Annotated in this window: 21 protein-coding genes; 9 read left to right on the forward strand and 12 right to left on the reverse strand. The window is 55.2% G+C overall.

Annotation, left to right across the window (positions count from 1 at the left end; all coding sequences use genetic code 11):
• Positions 1–157: 157 nt before the first annotated feature.
• From CC94_RS0117990 to CC94_RS0118005, 4 genes are all read left to right on the forward strand, one after another.
• Positions 158–3,610 carry an AAA family ATPase gene (locus CC94_RS0117990; RefSeq protein WP_031431708.1) on the forward strand — a complete coding sequence of 1,151 codons (3,453 nt, stop codon included), beginning with the start codon at positions 158–160 and terminating at the stop codon, positions 3,608–3,610.
• A 109-nt stretch (positions 3,611–3,719) separates the two neighbouring features.
• A complete protein-coding gene (locus CC94_RS0117995) occupies positions 3,720–4,616 on the forward strand; it encodes a DUF4912 domain-containing protein (protein WP_157203470.1) in 897 nt (298 codons plus the stop codon).
• Positions 4,617–4,625: 9 nt separating this feature from the next.
• Positions 4,626–6,209, forward strand: coding sequence for a glycoside hydrolase family 57 protein (locus CC94_RS0118000; protein WP_031431710.1), 1,584 nt, complete (start codon positions 4,626–4,628; stop codon positions 6,207–6,209).
• A gap of 22 nt (positions 6,210–6,231) precedes the next feature.
• Entirely contained in the window at positions 6,232–6,936 is a 705-nt protein-coding gene (locus CC94_RS0118005) for a DUF2490 domain-containing protein (RefSeq protein ID WP_031431711.1), read from the forward strand.
• A 63-nt stretch (positions 6,937–6,999) separates the two neighbouring features.
• Here CC94_RS0118005 and CC94_RS21785 read toward each other — a convergent pair whose 3' ends face one another.
• The 3 genes from CC94_RS21785 to lpxB form a co-directional block, all read right to left on the reverse strand.
• Positions 7,000–7,857 (reverse strand): hypothetical protein, encoded by an 858-nt coding sequence (locus CC94_RS21785; RefSeq protein WP_051911536.1) that lies wholly within the window; start codon positions 7,855–7,857, stop codon positions 7,000–7,002.
• Positions 7,854–8,195 carry a hypothetical protein gene (locus tag CC94_RS22545; RefSeq protein WP_051911537.1) on the reverse strand — a complete coding sequence of 114 codons (342 nt, stop codon included), beginning with the start codon at positions 8,193–8,195 and terminating at the stop codon, positions 7,854–7,856. The genes CC94_RS21785 and CC94_RS22545 overlap by 4 nt, the downstream gene beginning before the upstream one ends.
• 177 nt (positions 8,196–8,372) lie before the next feature.
• On the reverse strand, positions 8,373–9,524 hold the full coding sequence (gene lpxB, locus CC94_RS0118015) for a lipid-A-disaccharide synthase (protein ID WP_036304122.1): 1,152 nt from the start codon (positions 9,522–9,524) through the stop codon (positions 8,373–8,375).
• A 248-nt stretch (positions 9,525–9,772) separates the two neighbouring features.
• Here lpxB and CC94_RS0118020 point away from each other — a divergent pair, with 248 nt between their 5' ends.
• Positions 9,773–11,584 carry an ABC transporter ATP-binding protein gene (locus CC94_RS0118020; protein ID WP_031431713.1) on the forward strand — a complete coding sequence of 604 codons (1,812 nt, stop codon included), beginning with the start codon at positions 9,773–9,775 and terminating at the stop codon, positions 11,582–11,584.
• Between the two features lie 7 nt (positions 11,585–11,591).
• Here CC94_RS0118020 and CC94_RS0118025 read toward each other — a convergent pair whose 3' ends face one another.
• The 3 genes from CC94_RS0118025 to CC94_RS0118035 form a co-directional block, all read right to left on the reverse strand.
• A complete protein-coding gene (locus CC94_RS0118025) occupies positions 11,592–13,253 on the reverse strand; it encodes an MFS transporter (RefSeq protein WP_031431714.1) in 1,662 nt (553 codons plus the stop codon).
• A 224-nt stretch (positions 13,254–13,477) separates the two neighbouring features.
• On the reverse strand, positions 13,478–14,263 hold the full coding sequence (gene ppk2 / locus CC94_RS0118030; protein ID WP_031431715.1) for a polyphosphate kinase 2: 786 nt from the start codon (positions 14,261–14,263) through the stop codon (positions 13,478–13,480).
• A gap of 45 nt (positions 14,264–14,308) precedes the next feature.
• Positions 14,309–14,686 (reverse strand): hypothetical protein, encoded by a 378-nt coding sequence (locus CC94_RS0118035; RefSeq protein ID WP_031431716.1) that lies wholly within the window; start codon positions 14,684–14,686, stop codon positions 14,309–14,311.
• A gap of 249 nt (positions 14,687–14,935) precedes the next feature.
• Between CC94_RS0118035 and CC94_RS0118040 the strand changes: the two genes are divergently transcribed.
• From CC94_RS0118040 to CC94_RS0118055, 4 genes are all read left to right on the forward strand, one after another.
• Positions 14,936–16,237, forward strand: coding sequence for a dicarboxylate/amino acid:cation symporter (locus CC94_RS0118040; protein ID WP_031431717.1), 1,302 nt, complete (start codon positions 14,936–14,938; stop codon positions 16,235–16,237).
• Between the two features lie 117 nt (positions 16,238–16,354).
• Entirely contained in the window at positions 16,355–16,786 is a 432-nt protein-coding gene (tnpA, locus tag CC94_RS0118045; RefSeq protein WP_005371989.1) for an IS200/IS605 family transposase, read from the forward strand.
• Positions 16,787–16,952: 166 nt separating this feature from the next.
• Positions 16,953–17,159, forward strand: coding sequence for a hypothetical protein (locus tag CC94_RS0118050; RefSeq protein ID WP_031431718.1), 207 nt, complete (start codon positions 16,953–16,955; stop codon positions 17,157–17,159).
• A 20-nt stretch (positions 17,160–17,179) separates the two neighbouring features.
• Positions 17,180–17,371, forward strand: a complete 192-nt coding sequence (locus tag CC94_RS0118055; RefSeq protein WP_084675383.1) for a hypothetical protein — start codon at positions 17,180–17,182, stop codon at positions 17,369–17,371.
• Positions 17,372–17,423: 52 nt separating this feature from the next.
• Here the strand turns inward: CC94_RS0118055 and mepK are convergent, their stop codons facing one another.
• From mepK to CC94_RS25560, 6 genes are all read right to left on the reverse strand, one after another.
• Positions 17,424–18,077, reverse strand: a complete 654-nt coding sequence (gene mepK / locus CC94_RS0118060) for a peptidoglycan L,D-endopeptidase MepK (protein WP_005372178.1) — start codon at positions 18,075–18,077, stop codon at positions 17,424–17,426.
• 254 nt (positions 18,078–18,331) lie between these two features.
• Positions 18,332–21,430 (reverse strand): HsdR family type I site-specific deoxyribonuclease, encoded by a 3,099-nt coding sequence (locus CC94_RS0118065; protein WP_031431720.1) that lies wholly within the window; start codon positions 21,428–21,430, stop codon positions 18,332–18,334.
• A 31-nt stretch (positions 21,431–21,461) separates the two neighbouring features.
• Positions 21,462–22,016: a virulence RhuM family protein gene (locus CC94_RS0118070; RefSeq protein WP_215731687.1), complete on the reverse strand. Its 555-nt coding sequence runs from the start codon at positions 22,014–22,016 to the stop codon at positions 21,462–21,464.
• Positions 22,017–22,028: 12 nt separating this feature from the next.
• Positions 22,029–23,138 carry a restriction endonuclease subunit S gene (locus CC94_RS23265; RefSeq protein ID WP_031431722.1) on the reverse strand — a complete coding sequence of 370 codons (1,110 nt, stop codon included), beginning with the start codon at positions 23,136–23,138 and terminating at the stop codon, positions 22,029–22,031.
• Positions 23,135–24,691: a type I restriction-modification system subunit M gene (locus tag CC94_RS0118080; protein WP_031431723.1), complete on the reverse strand. Its 1,557-nt coding sequence runs from the start codon at positions 24,689–24,691 to the stop codon at positions 23,135–23,137. The genes CC94_RS23265 and CC94_RS0118080 overlap by 4 nt, the downstream gene beginning before the upstream one ends.
• Positions 24,692–24,765: 74 nt before the next feature.
• Positions 24,766–24,924: a type I restriction endonuclease gene (locus CC94_RS25560; RefSeq protein WP_425411962.1), complete on the reverse strand. Its 159-nt coding sequence runs from the start codon at positions 24,922–24,924 to the stop codon at positions 24,766–24,768.
• Positions 24,925–25,266: the final 342 nt, after the last annotated feature.

The raw sequence follows: 25,266 nt of genomic DNA on the forward strand, positions 1-25,266 counted from the left end.
AATCCGGTTTTTGACTTGACGGGATAGCCTCCAACTCCTTCCATGTCCTTCCATGTAAGAATTATCGCGAATTTTCCTGAGCAACTTGTTTTCTATCGGCGTTATAATCTGGAGGTTTAACAGCGTTTTCCGATTGAATGCCTAAAAGCGTCCGCCCATGAAAATTCTCAATATCCACTTTAAAAACGTCAACTCGCTGGAAGGCGAGCATCGGATCGATTTTGAGCGGTCTCCATTTACCGACACCGGCGTATTCGCGATCACAGGCCCCAACGGTTCCGGCAAAACCAGTATTCTGGATGCGATTACGTTGGCCTTGTACGGCGAAACTTACCGTTTCGACCGCCCCGCCGAACATGTCATGACGCGCCATACCTCCGAGTGTTTCTCCGTCATCGAATTCGCATTGGGGCAGGATAAATACCGGTCGAGCTGGCGGGTGCGGCGCGATGCGGACGGCGAATTGCTGCCGTCCGAAATGCGGCTCTTTCAGCTGCAGTCGAACGGCGAGGAAGAAACGCTGGCGGCGGCGCCGCACGAAGCCAACGCGAAGCTGACGGAAATCACCGGCATGAATTTCCGCAATTTTACCCGTTCGATCATGCTGGCCCAGGGCGATTTCGCCGCCTTTCTGAATGCGCTGGACAGCGAGCGGATAGACATCCTCGAAAAGATCGTCGGCACCGATATTTACGCGGACCACAAGCGCGAAATCGAAACCCGGCTTGCCGAAGCCAATCAGAACCTGGAACGGATCCATCGTGAATTGGCGCTAATTCCGATCATGGACGCGGCGAAACGGGAAGCCTCCGAACATGACCTGCAGGACTTCAACGACCAGTTTACCGCCCTGCAGGAAGAGTTGGGCTGGCTTCAGGAACAGCAGCTCGTGCTGCAGAAGATCGACGCCCTGCAGGCACGGATCGAAGGCCAGCAAAAGGAACTGCAGGATTTCGAAAAGGAGCGGAACCGCATCCGGCAAATCCTGAATCGGCTGGATGTCTTGCCCGATCTGAAGCCGTTCGCGAAAGACCTGGAAGCGATCACGGAAAGCTGGCAAGCCGCCCAGGAAATCCAGTCGACGCTGACGGCGTTGACCTCCGAGCTGAGGCAGCTCGAAGATATGCTGGCCAGCCGCAGCCAATCCCAAACGGCGCCGGAAGGCTTGGGTGCGCAGTCGCTGGAAACGCAGCAGCAGACGCTTTACGACATTCAGACGCAAATCGCCCAACTCGAACTGGCCCGCTCTTCGCAAATCGGCAAATTGCAGGCATTGGCCGCGCAAGGCGCCGAAAAGAAAGCCGTTCTGCAGGAAATCGCCGGCTGGCTGGAACAGCATGCCGGCGATGCGCCGCTGGTCGATCATTTCCCCGAAACGATCAAACTGAAAAACCTACGCGAGAACATCAGGGAACTCAGCCAGAAACAAAAGATTTTCGACGACTGGGCGAAAAACGCATCGGCATCGCTTCGAAATACCCAGGCCGCCATCGAAAAAGAAACCGCGAATGTCGCCCGCTTTCAGGCGCAGTTCGAAGGCGAAGAGAAAACCGTCGCCGCGTTGCTGCAAGGAAGAACGCACGAGGAACTTGCCGAATTGCACCGCGATCAGCAGGAGCGCGTTAGCGGGTTCAAGGAGCTGAAGGAACTCGCGATCCAATACCGCAAGCTGGCCGGGAACGGCTCCGGTCTTTTCGGACTGTTCAAAAAATCCGCGACCGCCATTCCCGCTCCGGACGAACTGGCGCGCGAACTCGAAGAATTGCGCGAGAACATCAAGCGTGACGAGAATATCCGGCTGATCCTCGAAGGCGCCGTTTACCGCGAAAACATGATGAAGCGCATGGTCGAGGACCGCCATCATCTGATCGACGGAAAGCCCTGCCCTTTGTGCGGCGCCTTGCAGCATCCCTATGCGAAACAACCGCCGGCGGTCGGCAGTTCGGCAAAAGCGCTGGCCGACCAGCAGACCCGGATACGCGCCGAGACCGCCCGGGCCGAACGGCTGGAGATCGAAGTCGAAGATGCGCGCCGGCTATCGGAAAAACATGCGGTCACCCTTCAAAGAGCGCGGCAAATCCAGGCCCAATGGGGCATCTTGCGCAACCGCCTGAATATCGCCCAAAGCCTGGAGATCGACCGGATCAAGCGGATGGACGAGCTCTACGACGAGGAAGAGGGGCAATTCAAGGAAATCGCTTTTCTGCTCGGCAAACACCGCAACAAGATTCAAAGCATCGAAAAACTGAAGGCACAGATTGCAAAAAGCAGCGCCTCGATCGAACAGCTGACTGCCGCGCTGCAAAAGCTCGAAGCCGAACGGGAAGACCAGCCTTTCAACCCCTTAGAAATTTCGAACGCCCTGACCGCAGCCGTCGAAGCGGAAAAGGAATTGGCGGCGAAAATCACCGAGCAGTTGGCTCTGCTCGGCGAAAAGATGCCGGGCAAAGGCAAGGAAGAACAGTTCTACGACAGGCTCAGCCATCGCCGCCACGAATACCAGACCCACCTGATCCGCAAAGGAGGACTGGAAGAGGACTTGGCGGCGCTGGCGGCCAGCGACAGAGCGATCCGCGAGGAAATCAAAGTCTTGGAAGAAAAGATTGCGACCGCCGGCAGCAAGCTGCAGAAAGAAGAAAGCGTCGCGCTGCATCTGGCGCTGCTCGACAAACAGAAACTGATCGCCGCCGAGCGCGTGCGGCTCGCGGAAAAACAGGCGATGGCCGGCGTGCTGGAGAAAGCGCTGCACACGAAAATGCAGGAAGCCGGCTTTTCCGGCGTCGACGAACTCAAGGAAATCCTGGCGCTGCAGGCATCGCGCCTCGAACAGGAGCAGAAAACCGCTTATCTGGCGCAACGCGCGGCCGAAACTTCCGCATTGCTGGAGAGCAACCGTCAGCAGCTCGAAGCGGCAATCCGCGACAAGGATACCGACCAGCCGCTCGACGAGATCAGCCTACAGGTGCGCGGCGTGGCGCAAAAGCTCGAAATCGCGCATTTCGAAGTGCGGCATCTGGATAACCTGCTGAAGGAGCAGGAGCGCCTGCGCAGCCGGTACGATGCGATCCATGCCCAACTCGAAGCGCAGGAAGCGACCGTAAAGGCGTTGACCGAAGAACAGCAATTGATCAATGCCGAAAATGGAATGGCGTTCCGCCGCCGGGTCCGGGATAAAATCGCCGACCAGTTGCTCGACAAAACCAATACGCTGCTCGAAAAACTGAGCGGCCGCTACTATCTGCGCAAAATACCCAGCGAAAGCGGGCTCGCGCTCGAGGTCGAAGACACCCTGCAAGGCAATGCGCGCCGCTTGCCCCGCACCCTGTCCGGCGGCGAAAGTTTTGTGGTCAGCCTGGCTCTGGCGCTCGGGCTATCCGAACTGGCCAGCAACGGCCGCTCGGTCGATTCGCTGTTCCTCGATGAAGGTTTCGGTGCGCTTGACGCGGAAAACCTGTTTATGGTGATTTCCGCGCTCGAAAGCCTGCATACGCAGCACGGTAAAACGGTCGGCGTGATTTCGCATGTCGAAAGCGTGCAAAAACGCTTCAAAGCACGTTTGCAGATCGTCAAAAAACCCAACGGCATGGGCATGTTGAAAATGGCGTCCTGATCGCGGATAGAGATATGGATATCTGGCCGATGCCGAAAAAAATCGAAAACGGATTGCAGACTGTCACAGCACCCGGTAAATTGAGGGTATCGTTTACCAAGGGCTCACGTTGACCACTTCCGCAAAGGTAGAATCTCGTTCCACCATCGAACCCACCCCGGATGAGATGTTGGCGATCAGCCGAGAGATTGCGCTTAAGTTTTCTCCCCACAAGGCTTCTTTGGCCGATGTCGGGCCTTGTCCGCAAACCGGTGCCGCAACTGCCGTTCCTTCATACGCCGCGATTGCGGACGAGCGGCGGGAAACGCAGAATTTCGGCTACCGGGGGTTGCAGGCGATCAGCGAGGACATCGCCCGGCGGTTCATGCCGACGGTCTCCACGGTCTCCACCGCCGAGCCTGAAATACTGCTGCTACCGGTCGACCCTCACCACCTGTACGCATACTGGAACAGCGGTACCGGCCAGCCGCCGACTCCGGAGCATCAGGCGCAAAAACCTTTGACCCTGCGCATTTACTGGCGTCCGGATGCCAAACAAGCGACAATCCCTTTGGATCTGTATTTCGATGTGCCGGCCGATGAGGCCGCACACAGGAAAAACATCCGCCTGCCGATCGACAATACGCACTATGCCGCCGCACTGGGCCGGCTGAGCCCGGATCACAGCCTGGAGGTGCTGGCGCATTCGAATCTCGTCCACGTGCCGGCCTCGCCGGAAAGCCAACGGTTTCCCGCACAGATTTCACCGCGAGAAAACCCGGCGTCCATAGGCGCGATGTGTTTCACATCCTGCGAGCAGGATGTGCTTAGCGCGGTTTGGATGGAAGGCCCGCATTTTTCCGGAAGATCTCCGTTCCATTCAAACGGGCGCCGTTACCCGGACTCAGTACCGGAATTTGCCGGACTCCTGCGTTATTTCGGCGAAATCGCGGCCGACTTCGAACCGGCTGCAGAGCCCGCATCGGCACAACCGTTCCGGCATGCTTCGGGGCGCGGCCTAAAATAAAGATACGCTATGGAAAACGGTTTTCTCGGCATCGTCCTGCATGCGCACCTGCCCTTCGTGCGCCATCCCGAACACCCGAGCTTCTTCGAAGAAAATTGGCTGTTCGAAGCGATGACCGAATGCTACATTCCGCTGCTCGAAATGCTCGACCGGCTGGAAAACGACCGGGTCGGTTACCGTCTGACCCTGTCGCTGTCACCGCCCTTGCTTTCGATGCTGTGCGACGAGCTGCTGCAAAGCCGCTACCTGCAGCATCTTCACAAACTGATCGAGCTGGCCGAAAAAGAAACCGTCAGAACCCGCCGCGAACCGGAATTGAATAAACTGGCCAGGCTTTACCGGCGCTTCTACCGGCATACGCTGAACTTCTATCAGAACCGGTGCCGCGGCGATTTGCTCGGCGCGTTCGGCATGCATCAGGCGCATGGCAAGCTCGAACTGATTACGACGGCCGCGACGCACGGCTTTCTGCCCCTGCTTAGCGTCAGCGAAACCGCGGTGCGCAACCAGATCCACGTCGGGATCGACACGTTCCGCCGCCATTTCGGCTTCGCGCCGAAAGGATTCTGGCTGCCCGAATGCGGCTATTATCCGGGCCTGGAAACCTTTCTGAAAGAGGCCGGTATCACGTATTTTTTCGTCGACTCGCACAGTCTGCTGAATGCGAGCCAGCCGCCGGTCAACGGCGTTTACGCCCCGCTCGCCTGCGAAAACGGCGTCGCCGCGTTTGCGCGCGACCCCGAATCATCCGAACAGGTCTGGAGTTCCCAGCAGGGCTATCCCGGCGATTTCGATTACCGCGAATACTACCGCGACATCGGCTTCGACCTGGACCTGGATGATATCGGCCCGTATCTTGTCGACGGACAACTCCGCGCGAACACCGGGATCAAGTATTACCGGATCACCGGCGAAAACCGGCCCAAGCAGCCTTACGACCCGAGGGCCGCACGGGCAAAAGCCGAACTGCATGCGCAGGACTTCATTCAAAAACGCCGGCGGCAAATCGATGTGCTGGCAAAGCGCATGGATCGTCCGCCGCTGATCGTCGCTCCTTACGATGCCGAGCTGTTCGGGCACTGGTGGTTCGAAGGTCCTCACTGGCTGGAACAGGTGCTGCGGATCGCGGGCGAAAACGGCATCCGCACGGTGAGCTGCGCAGACGACCTGCAACGGTTCCCCTTCCTACAAGAAGCGACGCCGTCGGCCTCGACCTGGGGCGAGCACGGCTATTCGAGCTACTGGATCAACGAAACCAACGACTGGATCTATCCTTATCTGCATCAGGCCGGCCGGCAGTTGGAAGCGTTCGTCGCCGAGCTGAAAGACATCTCGGTCAGTCCTCTACAGGAACGCGCGTTCAATCAGGCGGTCCGCTCGCTGCTGCTCGCTCAGTCCTCGGACTGGCCGTTCATCATGAAATCGGGCACGACGGTCGACTATGCGGTCAAACGGATCACCGACCACCTTGCCCGTTTCAATTATTTGTACGATAGTCTGCGCAAAGGCAAAATCGATGAGCGCTACCTCTCCGCGCTCGAAATCATGGACAATATCTTTCCGGACATCGATTTCCGGAATTATTGCGTCTAAAACCTATTCAACTCTCCCTCTCATGCGGAAACACTCAAGGATTTCACCGCTCTCTATCGGTCTGCTCGTCGTATCCACCTCGGCCTTTGCCGCTCCCGTCAAAGACGACTGGAGCATGTGGCTCAGCAATACCTATCAGACCGATTTCGGCGACAGCCCCTATCTGGCGTTCCTGGAACTGGCGCCGCGCACCAAACACGACAACGGCGAGTTCAGCCAAGTCATCGTGCGGCCTTTGCTGGGCTACAAGCTAACCCAAAAGCTGCAGCTCTGGCTGGGTTACACGTGGCAAGGCGAATACAGCAAGGAAACCGATTTCGAACTGGCCACCAACGACTTCATGCAGCAGTTGCAGTGGATCGATAACTGGACGCCGCAATTGAATTTCCAGTACCGCTTCCGGATGGAAGAACGTTTTTTCGAAGGCGAGGATACTGCGTTCCGGATGCGCCACCGGTTCCGGTTCGTCTATTCGCTGCCCGAAACGAATACTTATTTGATCGCGGCCGACGAGCTGTTCGTTTATTTCAATTCGATCAACCATGGCCGTCTGGCCGGTTCGGTCCAGCCCGGCATCAACCAGAATCGAAGCTATGTCGGGATCGGCTACAAGCTGACTCTTAAGATCAATATCGATACCGGCTACCAGTTTCAGTACGTGAATAATTTCGGCGCTCAGGACGGAGCAAACCATATCTGGCTGACCAATCTCAATGTCAATTTTTAGAACAAACGGTTCACTAGACTGATGACGAACCCCGTCGGTTTCGCTGCATCGTCGACGCCACGCTTACAGCAGGATGCCGATAAGCCGCTTCATCAAATCTTCCGGAGAAATCAGCGTCAGCATCAGAGGCAGCAAGGGTAAAAGCGTAACCACGATGATGAACACCACCGTTTGCTTATCGAACGGAAACATCTGCATGGTACGAATCACTTCGAAGCTGCTGTTCAGATCCGCCAAAGATTGAATGTCGCCGCTTCCGATCAATGGTTCATCCGGGGCGGCGCCGCCTTGCAGCCATTTGTTGTCGAACTCGCGGACATAGCGGCTGGCCAAAACGCCGTAATCCAGCCGCCCTTGGCGTTTTGTTTTTACCAAAAGAGAAGTGAATACGCATAAAGGGCCGAGCACCAGCAGCAGCAGAAACACCACAACGATCGCAATTTCAGGCTTGAAAGACAGCAGCGCCGCATCCTTGTAAAGAATGCGCTCCGCGATCATCGCGGAGAGCAAAACGCCTTGAGACAGCAGGAACGGAATGAATGCGAGCGCGCTTTCGGATAGAAACCCCAAGCCGCCTGCCCGGTCGGGATGCGTCGGCATCAAATTGAGTTCGAGGCGCGATACCTGCCAGAGAAAACGCGACCAGACGATAAAGCGGAACAACCAGCGGATGAGAAGAAATTGAAATACCGGCAGGCTGACATAATTCAGCCAGTATCCGGCCGGGGAAAACGCCAGTTGTGGAGCCCAACGGGTTACGAACCAAGTGGAGATACCTTCCAGTGTCCGCCCGAAAAAAATCGCATGGCCAAACGTGAACACAAATGCAATCAACACGATCTCGGTAAATACCGAATTGCGCCAGCGTAACGCAGAAGCGATACAGGCATCGAAAAGAGGCCGGTCTTCCGCGGTAATCATGCCCGTTCGACGAACTGCCGAATGACCGGCCGCATTCGCTCGTGAACGACTAATTCGGTCACTAACAGTAACGGCATGGCCACTAAAAAACGCACATGCGTTTCAAAGTCCTGAAGAAACGAAATATGGACGCTGCCGCCGAACGCTTGGCCGGAATGCGCCGAAAGCAACAGCAACGGAAACCAGGTGAGCATGACCAGGAAAATAATCCGGCGTTTAAGCCAGCCCAATCCGCTTGTCGATAAGCGGCAACGCACGAAGAGCTGGAACAGCGGCCCGCCCTGCACCAGGGAAAAATCGTTTTGCAATTTTAAATCGGGTATGTCGTTCTTCGCCATAAGCCGCCCTGACCTTTTTATTAAGGTATAGAGTAGATTTCGATCAGCCGGTTTCCTGGATCACCGCCTGAAACGGGCCGCATGGGCGCGCGGTCTGATCCGCGCAGGCGGGCACGAGCGAGCCTCCGCCGAATCATCGCCGATGATCCAACACGACGCCCTGAGCACAGACCTTCCTCAATCCGTAAAAAGCATCTCCAGAGCCAGAAGCGCCATATTTTTCGACCCACCGCCCTGCCCCAAGCACGCTTTGACGCTTTGCAGGTTCTCGCGCATTTGCCCGGCATAACCGGCATCAGTCAGTATTTTACCCATCTCGTCGGCCAGATTCTCGGCGCTGGCCTCATGCTGAATCAGTTCCTTCACGATACCTTTGCCCGCCACGATATTGGGCAGGCCGATGAACGGCGTCTTGACCAGCAGCCGCCCCAACCAATAGGTGAGCGGCGAGAGTTTGTAGGCTATGACCATCGGTACGCCCAGCAGCGCGATTTCGAGCGAGGCCGTGCCGGAGGTGGTCATGATCGCGTCGCAGCATTGCATCACGTCGTACGGCTGGCCCTTGACCACCGTAATTTTTAACGGCGAGGTTTGCAGATAATCGTTCAGCATCGCATCGGCAACGGTTCCGGCTTGCGGCAGGATGAACTGCGCGCCCGGCACGCGACCGGCTATCGTTTCGGCCGCTTTCAGCATGACCGGCAGCATGCCCCGGATCTCGCCGGCCCGGCTGCCCGGCAACAAGCCGACGACCGGCGCGTCGGCCGTCAAGCCGAAGCGGGCGAAGTCTTCGCTTCTGCCGCATTGCGGACGTACCTTGTCGACCGACGGATGGCCGACGTAGCGTACCGGCACGTTCTCGGCCTCGTAATAGGCCGTTTCGAATGGAAAAATGACTGCCATCATGTCGATCACGCGGCCGTACTGTTTAACCCTTCCCGGCCGCCAGGCCCAGACCTGAGGACTGACGTAGAACAACACCTTGACGCCGAGCCGTTTGGCGTAAGTCGCGAGCTTGAAATTGAACTCCTTGTAATCGACGCAAACCAACAAATCCGGCCGCTTGTTCGCCAGCAGCGTTTGCATCAGTTTCAGGGCGCGGCGGATTTCGGCATAGTGCCTGATCACCTCGACCACTCCGATCACCGCAATCCGGGAAGAATCGTAACGGACATCGATTCCCGCCCATTTCATTTTCTCTCCGCCCATCCCGATGCCCTGAACATCGGGCTGCAGTTTTTTCATCTCGCTGAACATATGAGCAGCATGCTGGTCGCCGGACGCTTCGCCGGCGCTGAACATGACTTTATACGGCTTGTGGTCTGGCAAGGACAGTCCTCGTTAATGGGTTCGGGATATCCATTTTAAAGGAATTCTGCCTAAGCCCGGATTATTTCAACGAAATAACGATAACTCGACTTTTGCCAACAACTCAGGAATCCATCTCTACGGATGAATCTTGCGTAAGTCTTGTTATATTCAGATTGCTAACCTTCCGCCCCCCGCGTCTTACTGATTCGGCCAATCACCCTACAGCGCAGGTATAATGGTTAGTTTATCCTTCTATTCCGCTGTTAATGGCTAAAATATTACCCTCCCCGTCAATGCGCCGCGCCGCCGAAGCACCGCCGTTACCCAGCGGCACGATCCGCTTCATCCTCTACTGCCTGTCCCACTTCAAGGGCTGGATTACGTTGATGATCCTCTTCGAAGCGGGCCAGGCAGCCGGCAGCATCCTGGTGCCCTATGCGGTCAAGTCGATCATGGAAGGCGTAGCGGCGGGACTTCCCGACGCCCACGCCGCCATCGAGGCGCTAAAAGGCCCCTTACTGTTTCTGGCCGGGCTGACGATCGCCGAAATCCTGTGCAGCCGGGCCAGCGGCGCGATCCTGATCACGATCGGCCCGCGGCTCCGCCAAGGCACCACGCGCGCCTTGTTCACCTACCTGCAATACCATTCGGCGCGCTATTTCAGCAGCCATTTCGCGGGCGCGCTGGCGCACCGGATCAGCGAAACGGCGATCAGCGTGAATCATACGACCTGGGCGGTGCTGTGCGATTTTTGGCCGATCACGATCACCTTCGGCGTCTCCGCCGGCTTGCTGCTCCACGTACATCAGGGACTCGGGCTATTCGTAACCGCCTGGGTTTTCGTCTACGTTGCGATTTCTTTCTGGCTGGCGACGCGCTGCCGTCCGTATTCGCAACACTATGCGGGCATCCGCAGCATGGTGAACGGCAAGATCGTCGATTCGGTCACCAACAGCCTGAACGCCAAACTGTTCGCGCGCCAGCAATTCGAACGCGATTATCTGCAGGGCTATCTGGACACCGAACTGAAAGCCGCGCGCCGGACGTTCTGGTTCATGGAACGGGTGCGCTGGTTCCAGTTCATCTCGGCCGGCGCGTTGAAGATCGGCACGATTTATTACGCGCTGACGCTCTGGCAGAACGGACTGATCAGCGTGGGCGATTTCACGATGAGCATGGGCCTGGCGCTGATCGTGATCGCCGACGCGCGCAATTTATCCCGCCATTTCCTGGAATTTTTCGAATATGTCGGCAACATCGCGAACGGCGTCGAAACGATCGTGCAGCCGCACGAAATCGTCGATGCGCCGGATGCGAAGCCGCTTGAAGTCGCCGCAGGACGGATCGAGTTCCGCGATGTCACTTTCGGCTATCATCCGGACCAGCCGGTTTTCAAGGAGCTGAACGTCGTGATCGAACCCGGCCAGCGCGTCGGCCTGGTCGGGTTTTCGGGCTCGGGCAAATCGACCTTCGTGAGCCTGATTCTGCGTAATTACGAGCCGCAAACGGGCAAAATCCGCATCGACGGCACCGACATCGCCGAAGCGACGCAGGCATCGCTGCACGAACAGGTCAGCCTGATTCCGCAAGATCCGACGCTGTTTCACCGCAGCCTGAAGGAAAACATCGGCTACGGCAGGCTCGGCGCGAGCGATCGGGAAATCGCCGACGCCGCCGCGTTCGCGCATGCGGACGAGTTTATCCGGGCCATGGCGGAAGATTACGATTCGCTGGTCGGCGAACGCGGCGTCAAGCTGTCCGGCGGCCAGCGGCAAAGGATCGCGATCGCGCGGGTCATACTGAAGGATGCGCCGATCCTGATTCTGGACGAAGCGACGTCGAGCCTGGATTCGGTTACCGAAAAAACGATCCAGGAAAACCTGGCCCGGCTGATGGGGAAGAAGACCGTGATCGCGATCGCGCACCGGCTGTCGACAATCGCCTATCTCGACCGCATCCTGGTGTTCGATCAGGGACGGATCGTCGAGGACGGCACGCACGAGCAACTGTTGGCGCTGAAAGGCTATTATTTCCGCCTTTGGAACATGCAGGCAGGAGGGTTCCTCCCGGACGGTTGAGAGCGGATCAGTCTTTCAGCCAGGTCCGCTTCGCCAACACGATCGCCGCGATCGGAATCGCGAAGTTCAGCCCCATCACCACGATCAGCAGCCAGCCGAGTTCGCTGTAATCCGCGGCAACCACAACTTGCCCGGTCGCCGCGTCGCGCACTTCGCGGGTAATCACGAAGCCTTGATTCAGCCATTTGGTCAACAACTGCGACAGGGACAATGCCAAGTTCACGAACGCCGCCATTACCGCGAAATAAGTCGCCTTCAACTGTTTGGGGGCCGAATTGGCGATCCAGGCCAGCATCGGAATCATCGCGATCTGGCCCAGCGGCGATTCGAGCGCGGTATCGACCAGCGCGATGAAGCGGGCATCGACGACGCCGCCCGTCAGCTCCGCGGTCCATTTTTGAAGGCCGTAATACAGCGCGATATTGGGGATATAAAGCAGGGCCAGCACGACGGTCAGCACCGCGATGATGTAGGTGATCGGCCGCTCGGCCATGAAGCGGCGAAACAGGAACATGCCGAGCAGGGTCAGCGCGCTCCCGATCAGCGACAACTTCGAGATGAACTGCTGGTCGAAGCCGAGGTCGTCGATCATCCACCAGGTTTCACCCGCGCCGGTGGTTGGGACCGCGCGGAACGCGAAGATCACGAACGCGGTCCCGTACAAACGGTTTTTCGTTGTGCCGTCGAGGTCCATCGTCAATCGCCACATCAAAAACAGCACGATCGCCAAAGACCCGGCAAATACGATTTCCTCGCTGTTTCGCAATCCTCCCAATCCGACCGCCGCCGCGAACAGCGCAAATCCAACCCCGCCGCCGAGCAGCGGCCAATTGACCGCGGGCACCTCCCGGGCGCGGGCAGTCAGCCGCTCGATATCTTCAAACTCGAAACCGTGCGCGGCGAGCCGCCATTCTTCCTGCGCACGCAAATGGGACGACAGCACAACACCCAGAATCGAAATCACCGGAATCCACAGCGCCCACCGGTAAATCGACAGATAAACCGCCGCTTTCCCGGTTTCGCCCATCGTTTCGATACCGCTGAAGAACGCGACATTAACGCCCGCTACCAACAGGCTGCCGCCGATGATCGCGACCCGGCCCAGCGTCTGCATCGTGGTATGCGCGGCCAGTATTTCCGGTTCGGGCAGCGGCCGGCCTTGTTCGTCGATGACGGCCACGGCCTCCACGGTCATTGCATCGGCCACGGTATCCTGGATTACGTAACCGACCGGCGCCAGGAGCGCCGCCAGCACATACCAGTTTTCGACGGGCCATAACGATTGCATATACTCGCGGTCGCTCAACAGATTGATCATGATCAGCAAACCGGCGGCGATCAGTACCGCGCCCAGATAGATCAGGCCGGCCTTATGGCGCCACAGCAAGTCGACCCCATGCCCTATCGGCATTTTCAAGGCCCAGGGCAGCATCACCCAGAACCCCAGCGCAGCCAGAAACTCCGCGCTCAGGCCCAAATATTCCTTTACGAAAAAAGTTCCGACGATACCGGTCAGCCCCGCTACGCCCGCCGCCAGATACACCATCAACGGCGGCACGTAACTGATGCGCATCTGCCGGCCAAGATCGAACACATTGCGATCCAGCCATTTTTGCAAAAAGTAAAAGATCGGTGCGCTATTCCGGTCTGTGTCCGACGGCCTCTTCATCATGTATCCCTCTTCGGCTTAATGCGTTTGAATGCGACTGTTGACTCCTGAGCTTGATAGTAAGTTCGCGGTCGAATCGAATCCGTTCCATTGATCCCAGAGGGCTTTAAGGATTTGGCCGATATTGACTTCCTGGTATGGGGGTAGACCTGCCAGTTTTTTAAAACCTGGCAGGTCTCAGGCGGGGAAGTTATTTGGAGCCAAATCCTAAGCCTGTTGCCGCCCTATTCCGCAATCATCCCGTTTTTCAGATAGCTCTCCGCATAGTTGAATACAATGTCGGCATCGGGAAGCACTTCCGCATCGTTTTTATCCTTATAGTCGAGGCGGAACAGAATATCCTTGATGATATTGAGCCGCGCACTTTTTTTATCGTCGGCCCGCACGACCGTCCAGGGGGCATCCAGATGATGCGTTCTCGCGAACATGATATTGCGGGCGAGGCTGTAGTCGTCCCAATGCTTGACCGCTTCCAGATCGACCGGGCTGATTTTCCATTGTTTCAAGGGGTCCCGTTCGCGGTCTTCGAGGCGTCGCTTCTGCTCTTCCCGGCTGATGTCCAGATAATACTTCAACAGCTTGATGCCCGACCGAACCAGCATCCGCTCGAAATCCGGGACGGTTTCGAGAAACTCGTGATATTCCCCGTCGCTGCAGAAGCCCATCACCCGCTCGACGCCGGCGCGGTTGTACCAACTGCGGTTGAACAGCGCCATTTCCTGGGCCGCCGGCAGGTGCGGCACATAGCGTTGAAAATACCAGCTGCTTTGGTCCCGGTCGGAAGGTTTGCCCAGCGCCACCACCCGGGTTTCGCGCGGGCTCAAATGCTGGGTGATGCGTTTGATCGAACCGTCCTTGCCGCCCGCGTCGCGCCCCTCGAAAAGGATCAGCACTTTTTCGCCGTGCTTGATGATGTGCTTTTGCAGCTTGACCAGTTCGATCTGCAACCGGATCAGAGCGGCTTGATATTCATCCTTGTCGATTTTTTTCCTGTCGTGTTTATGTTTCATGAGACGAAAACGGAAATTGCGGGCGATTTTGTTCGGATAAAAAGACTATTCGCCGATATTCAGCAGCCACCCGCCGCTGCCTTTGCACTGGCTCGCGCCTTCCGCCGCGATACCGATCCTGGCATAAACGCCGCGCAATGCGGCCGGCAGAACTCCGCTGACCGCATAACCCTGCGCAACGGGCTTCACTGCAATCGGTACTGGAATGTCTTTGACAATGACTTTGATCGTTTGCGGCTTCGTATTCGGCGAGGCGATAAAGGAAAATTCGGTATTCGGGGATACTTCCGCCTTGTCGGGCGGAGAAAATCGGCTGAAGCCGGGTTTCTCGCAGGCTTTCGAGCTACTGCCGCCGCCGTAGCCCCAAGCGGCCTGGGCGACTACTATAAACAGGCTTAACCAGAGTATTCGGAAAAGTTTCATTGCTGCCTCCCTCCACAAAATTGAATGGATCGATCTCAAGACAAGAGAATCATTTCATCTGCTCGATCCGCTGTCGGGCCGCTGGGCCGAACGGCGAATCCGGCTCTTCTTGCACGATACGCCTTGACATCTTACACCCAAATCCCGCCCGCCGCTTACCTTCTCTCCGGGCGGAATGCTAAACTGAACGGTTGCCATGCTTTTCGAAGCGCTTCCCGTCCTTCCTGATTCGCTAAACATTCGCTGTCCATGAACAAACCCAACTGCTTTGCCTTGCCTTTATATGTCCAGGTCGTCATCGGCGTCGCCGCCGGCGCCCTTCTGGGCGTCCTATTCGGAACCGAAAGTTACGGCTTTAATTTATTCAGCAACGCGGCGCTCGGCCAATTGGGACAACTGGTGATCCGCCTTCTGAAAGCGCTTGCGGCGCCGCTGGTCTTTTTCGCCATTCTGGACGCGATGATCCATACCGACATTTCGCTCAAGCACGGTCGCCGCCTGCTGGCTTTGTGTTCGATCAATCTGGCGGTGGCGATAATCATCGGCCTCACTTTGATGAATACCCTGCGTCCGGGCCATCTGTGGGAAGGCAGGCTGACGACGATGACAAACCAACTGGACCACGGCACAAGCCGCTTGATGCCCAAATCGGTACCGGAAAATCTGACGCTCGATCCGCTAAAAAACCTCGCCGGCTATATCCCGAAAAGCCTGGCCGAACCGTTTGTCGAAAACAATATGATCGCGATCATCCTGCTGGCGTTGCTGGCCGGCGGCGCGATCCGCCAGATGAAGCGGCAGACGGCGGACGAAGATCAAGCGGGGCTCGTCATGCTGGAAAAATCGATCGGCGTCGGCTGCCGGCTGCTGATCCAGATGCTGCTCTGGGTCGTCAAGGCCATACCGTTCGCGGTTTTCGGCGTGGTCGCGCAAGTGGTCGGGAAAGCGGGCCTGGAAGTGTTCGAGCTGGTGGCGGTGTTCCTGGCCGCAATGCTGGGCGGATTGCTGATCCATGCCCTCGTCTATTATCCCGGCATGGTCAGATGGGGCGGCAGAATGCCGGTCAAGCGCTATTTTTCGGAAGGCGCGGACGCGATCGTGACCGGCCTTTCCACCAACAGCAGCCTGGCGACGATGCCGGTCACTCTGCGCTGCCTGACCGAAAACATGGGAATTTCAAGCCGGTCGGCGCGCTTGTCGGTCTGCATCGGCACCAATTTGAACAACGACGGCATCATCCTGTACGAAGCGATGGCCGCGCTGTTTCTGGCGCAAGCGATCGGCATCGAACTGAACTTTGCGCAGCAACTGGTTATCATTGCGGCGGCCATCATGGTGGGCGTCGGCATTTCGGGCATTCCCGAAGCCGGCCTGATCGCCCTGCCCCTGGTATTGAGCACGGCCGGCCTGCCGGAAGCCTTGGTGGTCACCGCGGTGCCGCTGATCACTACGATCGACTGGATCATTGCCCGGTTCCGGTCCGGCGTAAACGTGATGAACGACATGCTAATCGCGATTCTGCTGGACCGGCTGGACAAAAGAAAGCATTAACCAATAATGAGAAATCCCCCGGCTCTGCCGGGGAGACAGCGAAAGTTTGACATTCAGCGGAGTCCATCAGGAAACTCAGCATCGTGAACCGCCAAGTACACGATAGAGGAGAACCTGATGGACGAGAATGAAAGCTTAAGTCACTCCCGCTGGGAGTGCAAATATCATGTGGTATTTATCCCGAAATGCCGGCGACGCACTTTGTATAAAGCATTGCGTCAGCATTTGGGAGAGGTCTTTCGAAGGCTGGCGAGCCAGAAAGAAAGCCGGATACTGGAAGGGCATTTGATGCCAGATCATGTCCATATGTTGATTGCGATACCGCCGAAGTATGCGGTGTCGCAAGTGATCGGTTTCGTCAAAGGGAAGAGCGCCATCCATTTGGCGCGGGTTTATGGAGAGAAGAAACGAAATTTTGTGGGGCAACACTTTTGGGCGCGGGGTTACTTTGTTTCGACGGTGGGTCGAGATGAAACGATGATCCGAGAATACATACGGCACCAGGAACAAGAAGACCAGCGAATTGAACAATTGAATCTTTGGAACTGAACGCCACCTTGAGGTGGCTATTAAATTAGGGGCCGCGTTAGCGACCCCTTATACCGCTTTGAGCGGTTCACAACATAAAGCCCCCGGCTTTGCCGGGGGATATTTACTAATCCGACCGAAATGGGTTATGTTATGACGCAGGAAAGATCTTGGAGCCCATGCCGATATGAGCCATAGCACTCTTTTTGTCAGAATCAAATGGATCATGGTGCTGTTGGTGACGATGGTGCTCGACATTTCGCCCGTTCCGGTCATCGGGCTGATCCTGCTTTACATATTACTCTTTCGTCCGCTATGGTTTAAAAACGCCGTGCTGGAAATATACGATCGATCCGGCCGCGACAATCGCAACGGCGCGGACGACTTCGAATGACTTAACCTGGTTCCCATACCGTGAGTATAAATAAAACAACCTTCCCATCCCGGCTGATATTATGTTTCATCGTATTGATCGGTTTGATCATTCTCCATGTGATTCCACTGCCGATATTGGAAACCCTGGTGCTGTACGTGTTGGTCGCGCGCCCGTACTGGTTCAAGGATCTGGTCGAGCAAATCTACGCCGAAAAAAAGCCTGAAGATTAGGCCTGAGCACTCTTTTTCCGCCCATCCGGCTGGTAGGAATTCGTCGCAGAGTTTACCAGGTTCTAAAATGTCCGGTGTCCAGATGGACGAAATTGTCTCGAGGATAATAACCTACGCCGCCTTGCGCGATTGCCAGCGCGGCGTTTCTAACGATTTTGGGTGAAATGCCTTCAAGCCTGATATCAATGGCCCGGCCTTGCATATGAAAACTATGTTCCGCCACGCCATGACTGTACCTACGGAGCTGAGCATTGGTAAAAGGCGAACGATAACCGGAGATGATATGGAACGGTTTATTGACGCCAAGCGTTTGCTTCAGCATAAACAACTGATCCAGTAAAGCTGTATCGATCGGGTGAATAGTGTCGGTACGGAAATCGCGGAGCAGATAATTGATTTCATGCAGCGCTTCTTTGATATAGCGGCCGCGTTCAAAATAGGTCAGCTTTAGCTTATCGCCGGTATGCGTATGTTCGAAGGCGAGCGTTTTATGTTCGAAAGTATGCGGATAAGGCGCTGTATTCCGCGGGTGAACCGAACGGTCGAAGGCATGGAAAACGGGCTCATGCCCGGGCTTGTGTCTATGCTTCACGGGATGGATGACGTGCCTTACGGCCGCTGTAGCCGTTCCCGATCCACCCAGTATTACCAATGATCCCAAAGCCAGCTTCTTCAGAAACTCGCGTCTGGATGCAATGGTGTCCATGTCGGACTCTGCGTTATTTGAGGATCGCTCTTTCATGTTTTATTTTAAGTGACACTTAATCCCATGCTACTGTTTAGTAAAGCTAACCATATGACAAGTTCAACAGTAACATTAATTTAAACTCTTACAGGGCTTTAGAATCCAGCCGAAGAATTCTATAAATGTTTACATTGTACTCGCCCTGAATTAAGGGGGAAAGCTCTGCTGACCGCACGACAGACTTGAAGGTCGTCCAAACAGATGAAGCGATCCCATTAGACCTGCCCACCCACGCCTTTAAATTTCTCGACAAAAGCGGCTATTTTCTGGAAGACACTCTGCTTTTTTGTCAGGTACCGCGGGTTTAACGGGCTCATTTTAGGCAGAATGGCATTGAGCTCAGTGCCATTGTCACTGGCAAATTCCCGTTTTAGCGAGGTGGCGATGTAACGCCTGGCCGCCTCAGCATTTAGGCTCTCGCTACTAATGAGCTCTTGGGCTTCACGCTGTTGTTCAGCTTGCGCAAAGGTGAAGAAAGCATCAATAACACTGGCCTTATCGCCAATCTTATCCAGGTCGGTTTGATTTATAAAATCAACCAACAAGCCCTCTTTAGCGCGGTTGCCCAGACTGGCGCGAATCACTCGACGCACGTCTTCAACCAGTGCCGCTTTATCTTTAACTTTTTTATTATTTTCAAAAATCAGTTCCAGAATGTAGTCTAAATTGATCTCTTGCGACTTAAGCAGATCTACCTCAAAGACTACGTCATCCCAATCAATGGTGGATTTTTCTTTTTCAGCGGCAGATTTTTCACGGCGTAGCCAGTCGCGTATATCGTTATAGGTGGAGCGATAATCCTGAATTTTCCGGTCGGCGGGTATTCTGATGGCTTGCAGCGCGGCCACGTCCTCATCGCTTAGATAATGTTGGGCTTTAAATGCCTCAACGGCCTCCGGGTCGCTCATGTCAACGCTTTGCAGGGCTTTCAGGCTGGCAAATTCATCATAGTTTTGCAGCACATTCTCCACGCGCAAATACTCGCCAAATAATTTCGCAAAAGCTTTTTTATCGGATTCTTTAACAATCTCATCGGGGTTAGGAAAACGCTGCTCTAGCTCCGCGACTACCTCCACAAAGCCGCGTCGGGCTTCACCAGTCGCCACATCGGTAAAACCTTCCATGTACTCCTTGTAGCTTTTTTCCAGCACCACGTTTTTGGTGTTCTTATCGCCAAATAGGGTAATGGCGTCCACCGTGGCTTGTTCTAAATCGCGGAAGGTGACGATATTGCCAAAGGTTTTGGTGGCATCGAAAATACGGTTCGTGCGCGAATAAGCCTGTAGCAAACCGTGATAGCGCAGGTTTTTATCGACAAACAAGGTATTCAGCGTGGGCGCATCAAAGCCGGTCAAAAACATCCCCACCACAATCAATAAATCAATTTCCTGACTTTTCACGCGTAGCGCAAGATCCCGATAATAGTTTTGGAAGCCATTGCCATCCACGCTGAAATTGGTTTTAAACAGCGCGTTGTAGTCGGCAATGGCCGCGCTCAGGAACTCCTTGGCGCTGCTGTTCATGGCAGACACATCGAAGCTCTCATCCTGGATGTCACCAATCGCGTCCTGCTCTTCGTTGGCTGCGAACGAGAAGATGGTCGCCACCTTCAGTGGCTTGTCGCTGTTCTTCTGCAGTTCCCGGAAGCACTCGTAATAAAGCTTGGCCGCATCCACGCTGCTGACGGCGAACATGGCGTTGAAGCCCTTGTTGCCCGGCTGCAGGCGGTGGGTCTTCTGCCGGAAGTTGTTCAGGATGTACTTGGTGATCTCGCGGATGCGATCCGGGTGCAGCAGGGCTTGCTTGTTCTCCGCCGCACTCAGCTTCGTCTCGTCCTGCTCCGTCTCGATGGCCTTGAATTGCGGGCGCACATCGTTGTAGTCCACCTTGAACTTGAGGACCTTTTCATCGCGGATCGCATCAGTGATCACGTACGCGTGCAGCTCACGGCCAAACACGCTGGCCGTGGTCTCGGCGCCCAGTGCGTTCTGCGGGAAAATGGGCGTGCCGGTGAAACCAAACTGGTAGAACCTCTTGAACTTTTTCTTCAGGTTCTTCTGGGCCTCGCCAAACTGGCTGCGGTGGCACTCATCGAAGATGAACACCACCTGCTTGCCGTAGATGGGCAAGTCGGCCTCGCTCTTCATCAGGTTGTTGAGCTTCTGGATGGTGGTGACGACGATCTTGTTGTCGTCCTTCTCCAGGTTGCGCTTCAGGCCCGCCGTGCTGTCGGAGCCGTTGACACTGTCCGGCGAAAAGCGCTGGTATTCCTTCATGGTCTGGTAGTCCAGATCCTTGCGGTCCACCACGAAGAACACCTTGTCGATGAAGTCCAGCTCAGTGGCCAGGCGCGCGGCCTTGAAGCTGGTCAAGGTCTTGCCGCTGCCGGTAGTGTGCCAGATATAGCCGCCGCTTTCCGTGTTGCTCCAGTTCCTGGCCTGATAGCTGCTCTTGATCTTCCACAGAATGCGTTCCGTGGCGGCGATCTGGTAAGGCCGCATCACCAGCAGCGTGTTGCTGACGTCGAACACCGAGTAATGCAGCAGCACATTGAGCAAAGTGTGCTTCTGGAAGAAGGTGGCCGTGAAGTCCTTCAGGTCCTTGATCAGCGTGTTGTCCGCCTTCGCCCAGTTCATGGTGAAGTCGAAGCTGTTCTTGTTGCGCTGCGTGGTATTGGCAAAGTAACGGGTGTCGGTGCCGTTGGAGATCACGAACAACTGCAGATACCTGAACAAGGAATGCTCGCTGTTAAAGCTCTCCTTGCTGTAACGATGCACCTGGTTGAAGGCCTCCCGGATCGCCACGCCGCGCTTCTTCAGCTCCACCTGCACCAGCGGCAGGCCATTGACCAGAATCGTCACGTCATAGCGGTTGGCGTGGCTGCCCGCCTGCTCGAACTGCTTGATCACCTGCACCTTGTTGCGGGCGATGTTCTTCTTGTCCAGCAGGTAAATGTTCTGGATGCGCCCATCGTCAAAGATAAAGTCGTGGATGTAGTCGTCGTGAACCTTGCGGGTCTTTTCAACGATGCCCTCGCTGGGCTTATCCAGCCAGGTTTCCACAAAGCGCAGCCATTCGCCCTCGGTGAACTGAACGGCGTTGAGTGCCTGCAGTTGCACGCGCACGTTGGCCAGCAAGGCTTCGGGCGTCTTGATGGACGAGGCGAACTCGTAGCCCTGATTGACCAGATCCTGGATCAGCTCCCGTTCCAGGTCGCTTTCGCTCTGGTAGTTCTCGGCAACTTTCCATTCCGGCTCGTACCTGTCCAGAACGATGAAATTCCGGGACTCGGCGATGGTTTTGTAGTCGCTCATTCTTTGGTGTCCTTCCTTTGCAGCAGCTTTTTCACGGTGCGATCGAAATCGGATTCGATGCGATACTGCATTCGGCAAAAATGTCGGTGATCTGCTGATAAATCCGCCGCTCGCTGGCACGGATCGAGCGCACCCGCTCCAGCAGTTCACGGAAATAGTCCTTGCCAAAGTAACGGCCATTTTTCAGCCGCTCATCATCCATGGCAAAGCCCTTGATGATGTACTCCTTGATAAGCTGGGTGGCCCAGATACGAAACTGGGTAGCCTGCGCCGAATTGACGCGGTAGCCGACCGAAATCACCGCATCAAGGTTGTAATACTGGGTCTGGTACTTTTTGCCGTCTTCGGCAGTTGTTTCCAAAATGGAAATAACTGAATCTGGGTCTAGCTCATTGCTTTCAAATATGTTTTTCAGGTGCTTGGAGACGGCAGGCACACCCACGCCGAACAACTCCGCCATGCGCTTCTGGGTCAGCCAAATAGTCTCGTTGGCGAGCAGAACCTCCACCTTGATCGCGCCATTCGGGGTGGTGTAGAGCAGGAATTCCGTGGTTTGGTCGCGCAGGGTGAGCGGGTGTTTTGGCATGACCGTATCCCTTTACGCACTGGCGGCTAAAGCGGCTTCTGGTTTGGGGAAGCTGAACAGCAAGTCGCGGTAATACTCGTATTGCTTCTGGCGCAATTCGATTTCGCGCGGTAGGCCTTCGGCGATGGAGTTGGTCAGGGCGTCGAATTTGTCGAGGATGGCGACGATGCGAGCTTGTTCTTCCAGCACAGGAATAGGAATTAAAATAGTATTTAGAATTGCCTGTGTGAGACTTGGTCTACCTGACCCCGTGTCGAGTCTCATTAAGTCCAAAGTTTTCAAATAATGAAAAAAGAACTTAGGGTTTATCTGAGCGAAGTCGATCTCGGTATAGTAAATAGTGTCTACATTCCAAAACGGTTCATCAACGTAAAAAATATTAGTTATAGAACCTTTCCTCGGAATGAGGACCGTTGGTTTGTCGTACGCAAAAGAATCAACATACGCCATAATCCCTCCAGAGCCATACACCGGAATATCTCCTTCACCTAGCTTCTTCCAGTCCTTCCCGTTCTTAATATTTGCCACTTCTCCCAACGCCTTCCACTCCACCTCCCCTTCTTCAAAACTCAACAACTTGTCCCGATAGTAGTTGTATTGTTTTTTGCGGGCGGTCAGCTCGGCGGTCAGCTCGGCGGTCAGCTCGGTGAAGCTGTCCAGTATACGGACGATTTCGGCCTGGATTTCAAGCGATTTTTCGGGCTTATCCGGACAAGGGACAGGAATTTTTAATTCGTTTAATACGGATTGCGTTTGACTAGGAACGCCGCCTGCCTGATTCATTTCGCCCAGGCCTACCGTTGTCAGGAAATAGTAAAGATATTTTGGGCGAACCTGTGATTCGTCAATTTCCGTATAAAAGATAGTATCGACTGTCCAAAACGGAACATCTACGAAGAAAAGATTTCCAAGCGAGCCCTTTCTTGGTATCAAGACTGATGGCTTGTTGTAGGCGTAGGTATCTGCATATCGCATGATCCCGCCGGAGCCATAAACCGGAAATTCTCCATCACCAAGCGATTTGTGATCTTTACCGTTCTTGATGCGCACAATGTCGCCAAGACGCTTGAACGCAACCCCATCCGGGCAGTGTTCAGCAATTAGGTCATCAATACGACTCATGCCTCCAACTCCCCGCCTTCAATCTCCGCGACGATGGCATCAATGTCCTTGCGCAGCTGGTCGATCCTGGCAACGGTGGTTTTCAGTTCGGCATTGAGCTGGGCGATGTCCACCACCTCGCGGTTGTCCTTGGCTTCCACATAGCTGCTTACCGACAGGTTGTAGTCGTTAGCCGCAACCTGCTCGAACGGCACGGACCTGGCGAAGTGATCGACATCTGCCTTGCTGTCGAACACGGCCATGATTTGCTCGATATGCGAATCCAGCAGCAGGTTGTTGTTGGTGCCCTTCTTGAACAAGTCGCTGGCGTCGATGAACTGGGTGTTGGTATCGGTCTTGTGTTTGGACAGCACCAGGATGTTCACGGCGATGGTGGTGCCGTAGAACAGGTTGGGCGCCAGCGAGATCACGGTTTCGACGTAGTTGTTGTCCACCAGATACTGGCGGATCTTCTTTTCAGCACCGCCCCGGTAGAAGATGCCGGGGAAGCAGACGATGGCAGCGCGGCCCTTGCTGGAGAGGTAGCTGAGCGCGTGCAGCACGAAGGCAAAGTCGGCCTTGGACTTGGGCGCGAGCACACCGGCCGGGGCAAAGCGTTCGTCGTTGATCAGCGTCGGGTCGTCGCTGCCGATCCAGTTCACCGAATAGGGCGGGTTGGAAACGATGGCGTCGAAGGGCTTTTCGTCGCCAAAGTACGGTTCGGTCAGGGTATTGCCGAGCTGGATGTTGAACTTGTCGTAGTTGATGTTGTGCAGGAACATGTTCATCCGCGCCAGGTTGTAGGTGGTATGGTTGATTTCTTGCCCAAAGAAGCCCTCTTCGATGATGTGCGCATCGAAGTGTTTTTTGGCCTGAAGCAGCAGCGAGCCGGAACCGCAGGCCGGGTCATAAATCTTGTTAACGCTGCTTTGTTTGTGCATGGCAAGCTGGGCAATCAGCTTCGACACATGCTGCGGGGTGAAAAACTCGCCACCGGATTTACCGGCGTTGGCGGCATAGTTGGAGATGAGAAACTCGTAGGCATCACCAAACAGGTCAATGTGGCTGCCTTCAAAATCACCAAATTCCAGCCCTTCCACGCCTTTGAGCACAGCGGCCAGACGGGTGTTTTTATCGGCGACGGTGTTGCCAAGGCGGTTGCTTGTGGTATCGAAATCGGCAAACAGGCCTTTGATGTCGCCCTCCGATGGATAGCCGTTGGCTGAGCTTTCGATAGAGGCAAAGATTGCAGCTAGATCCGTGTTCAAGCTTTCGTTTGTGTTGGCGCTGGCGGCAATGTTGGAGAACAGCTGGCTGGGGTAGATGAAGTAGCCCTTAGTTTTAATAGCATCGTCTTTGATTTCCGGGGTGATCACGCTATCGGGCAGCTCTGCATAGTTGATACTGTCGTCACCGCCTTCAATATAGCTGGCAAAGTTTTCACTGATAAAGCGATAGAACAGGGTGCCAAGCACATACTGTTTGAAATCCCAGCCATCCACTGCGCCTCGTACATCGTTGGCGATCTGCCAGATTTGGCGTTGCAGTGCGGCGCGTTGTTGGGTGCTTGTCATGGTGTTGTTCCTGTTTTAATTTATTTTATGGGGTTATTACATCGCAGAGGGAGGTGACATGGACAAGGTATCACTTATCCGACTGTCCAAATTCTGTCAGGCCTGAACTCTTCGTCGCCGTTTTGATAGGTGATCTCGGTAACCAGATGAAAACTGTTATTGTTGAAGTTCTCAAAGTCGATCAATTTGGTGCCCGAGCGGTCCATCAGCTTTTCGTAAAAGGCTTTGGAGATCCTCCGTTTCCAACGCCAGTTTCACTTCTCATAACCCAAACGGATTAAATGCAGGATGGTCGGTAGTTTAACTCGGGTGTTTTTCAGTGAACTTCATGATATGCTTTTTGCCAGTTTTAAATTGCCCTCACCCAACTCTTCTGGAGAGAGCTTCTGATGGCGTTAAGCAGGTATGATCACCATTTTTATACAAGTGCTCATCTGCGCTGAGTGCCATCAAAATAAATTCAAATGCGCGCATTGGCCTTCTCTGCGCGCAAAACTTTCCAGGACGAATATTTATCGTTGGCAAGAAGTCGGCAATTCAATGGCAATCAGCGCCCCAACTCATCAGTTCCGATT

Origin of the sequence: Methylomicrobium agile, assembly GCF_000733855.1 — a bacterium.
In the GTDB taxonomy this organism is placed as follows: Bacteria; Pseudomonadota; Gammaproteobacteria; order Methylococcales; family Methylomonadaceae; genus Methylomicrobium; species Methylomicrobium agile.

Bases quoted from the DNA above. Each gene is read 5' to 3' on its own strand.
- CC94_RS0118050 (WP_031431718.1), top strand. From the start codon at position 16,953: ATGAGCCATAGCACTCTTTTTGTCAGAATCAAATGGATCATGGTGCTG.
- CC94_RS22545 (WP_051911537.1), bottom strand. From the start codon at position 8,195: ATGGCGAAGAACGACATACCCGATTTAAAATTGCAAAACGATTTTTCC.
- CC94_RS0118070 (WP_215731687.1), bottom strand. From the start codon at position 22,016: ATGCCAAAACACCCGCTCACCCTGCGCGACCAAACCACGGAATTCCTG.
- tnpA (WP_005371989.1), top strand. From the start codon at position 16,355: ATGGACGAGAATGAAAGCTTAAGTCACTCCCGCTGGGAGTGCAAATAT.
- CC94_RS0117990 (WP_031431708.1), top strand. From the start codon at position 158: ATGAAAATTCTCAATATCCACTTTAAAAACGTCAACTCGCTGGAAGGC.
- CC94_RS0118000 (WP_031431710.1), top strand. From the start codon at position 4,626: ATGGAAAACGGTTTTCTCGGCATCGTCCTGCATGCGCACCTGCCCTTC.
- CC94_RS21785 (WP_051911536.1), bottom strand. From the start codon at position 7,857: ATGATTACCGCGGAAGACCGGCCTCTTTTCGATGCCTGTATCGCTTCT.
- CC94_RS23265 (WP_031431722.1), bottom strand. From the start codon at position 23,138: ATGAGTCGTATTGATGACCTAATTGCTGAACACTGCCCGGATGGGGTT.
- mepK (WP_005372178.1), bottom strand. From the start codon at position 18,077: ATGGACACCATTGCATCCAGACGCGAGTTTCTGAAGAAGCTGGCTTTG.
- ppk2 (WP_031431715.1), bottom strand. From the start codon at position 14,263: ATGAAACATAAACACGACAGGAAAAAAATCGACAAGGATGAATATCAA.
- CC94_RS0118080 (WP_031431723.1), bottom strand. From the start codon at position 24,691: ATGACAAGCACCCAACAACGCGCCGCACTGCAACGCCAAATCTGGCAG.
- CC94_RS0118025 (WP_031431714.1), bottom strand. From the start codon at position 13,253: ATGAAGAGGCCGTCGGACACAGACCGGAATAGCGCACCGATCTTTTAC.
- CC94_RS0118005 (WP_031431711.1), top strand. From the start codon at position 6,232: ATGCGGAAACACTCAAGGATTTCACCGCTCTCTATCGGTCTGCTCGTC.
- CC94_RS0118040 (WP_031431717.1), top strand. From the start codon at position 14,936: ATGAACAAACCCAACTGCTTTGCCTTGCCTTTATATGTCCAGGTCGTC.
- CC94_RS0118065 (WP_031431720.1), bottom strand. From the start codon at position 21,430: ATGAGCGACTACAAAACCATCGCCGAGTCCCGGAATTTCATCGTTCTG.
- CC94_RS0118035 (WP_031431716.1), bottom strand. From the start codon at position 14,686: ATGAAACTTTTCCGAATACTCTGGTTAAGCCTGTTTATAGTAGTCGCC.
- CC94_RS0118020 (WP_031431713.1), top strand. From the start codon at position 9,773: ATGGCTAAAATATTACCCTCCCCGTCAATGCGCCGCGCCGCCGAAGCA.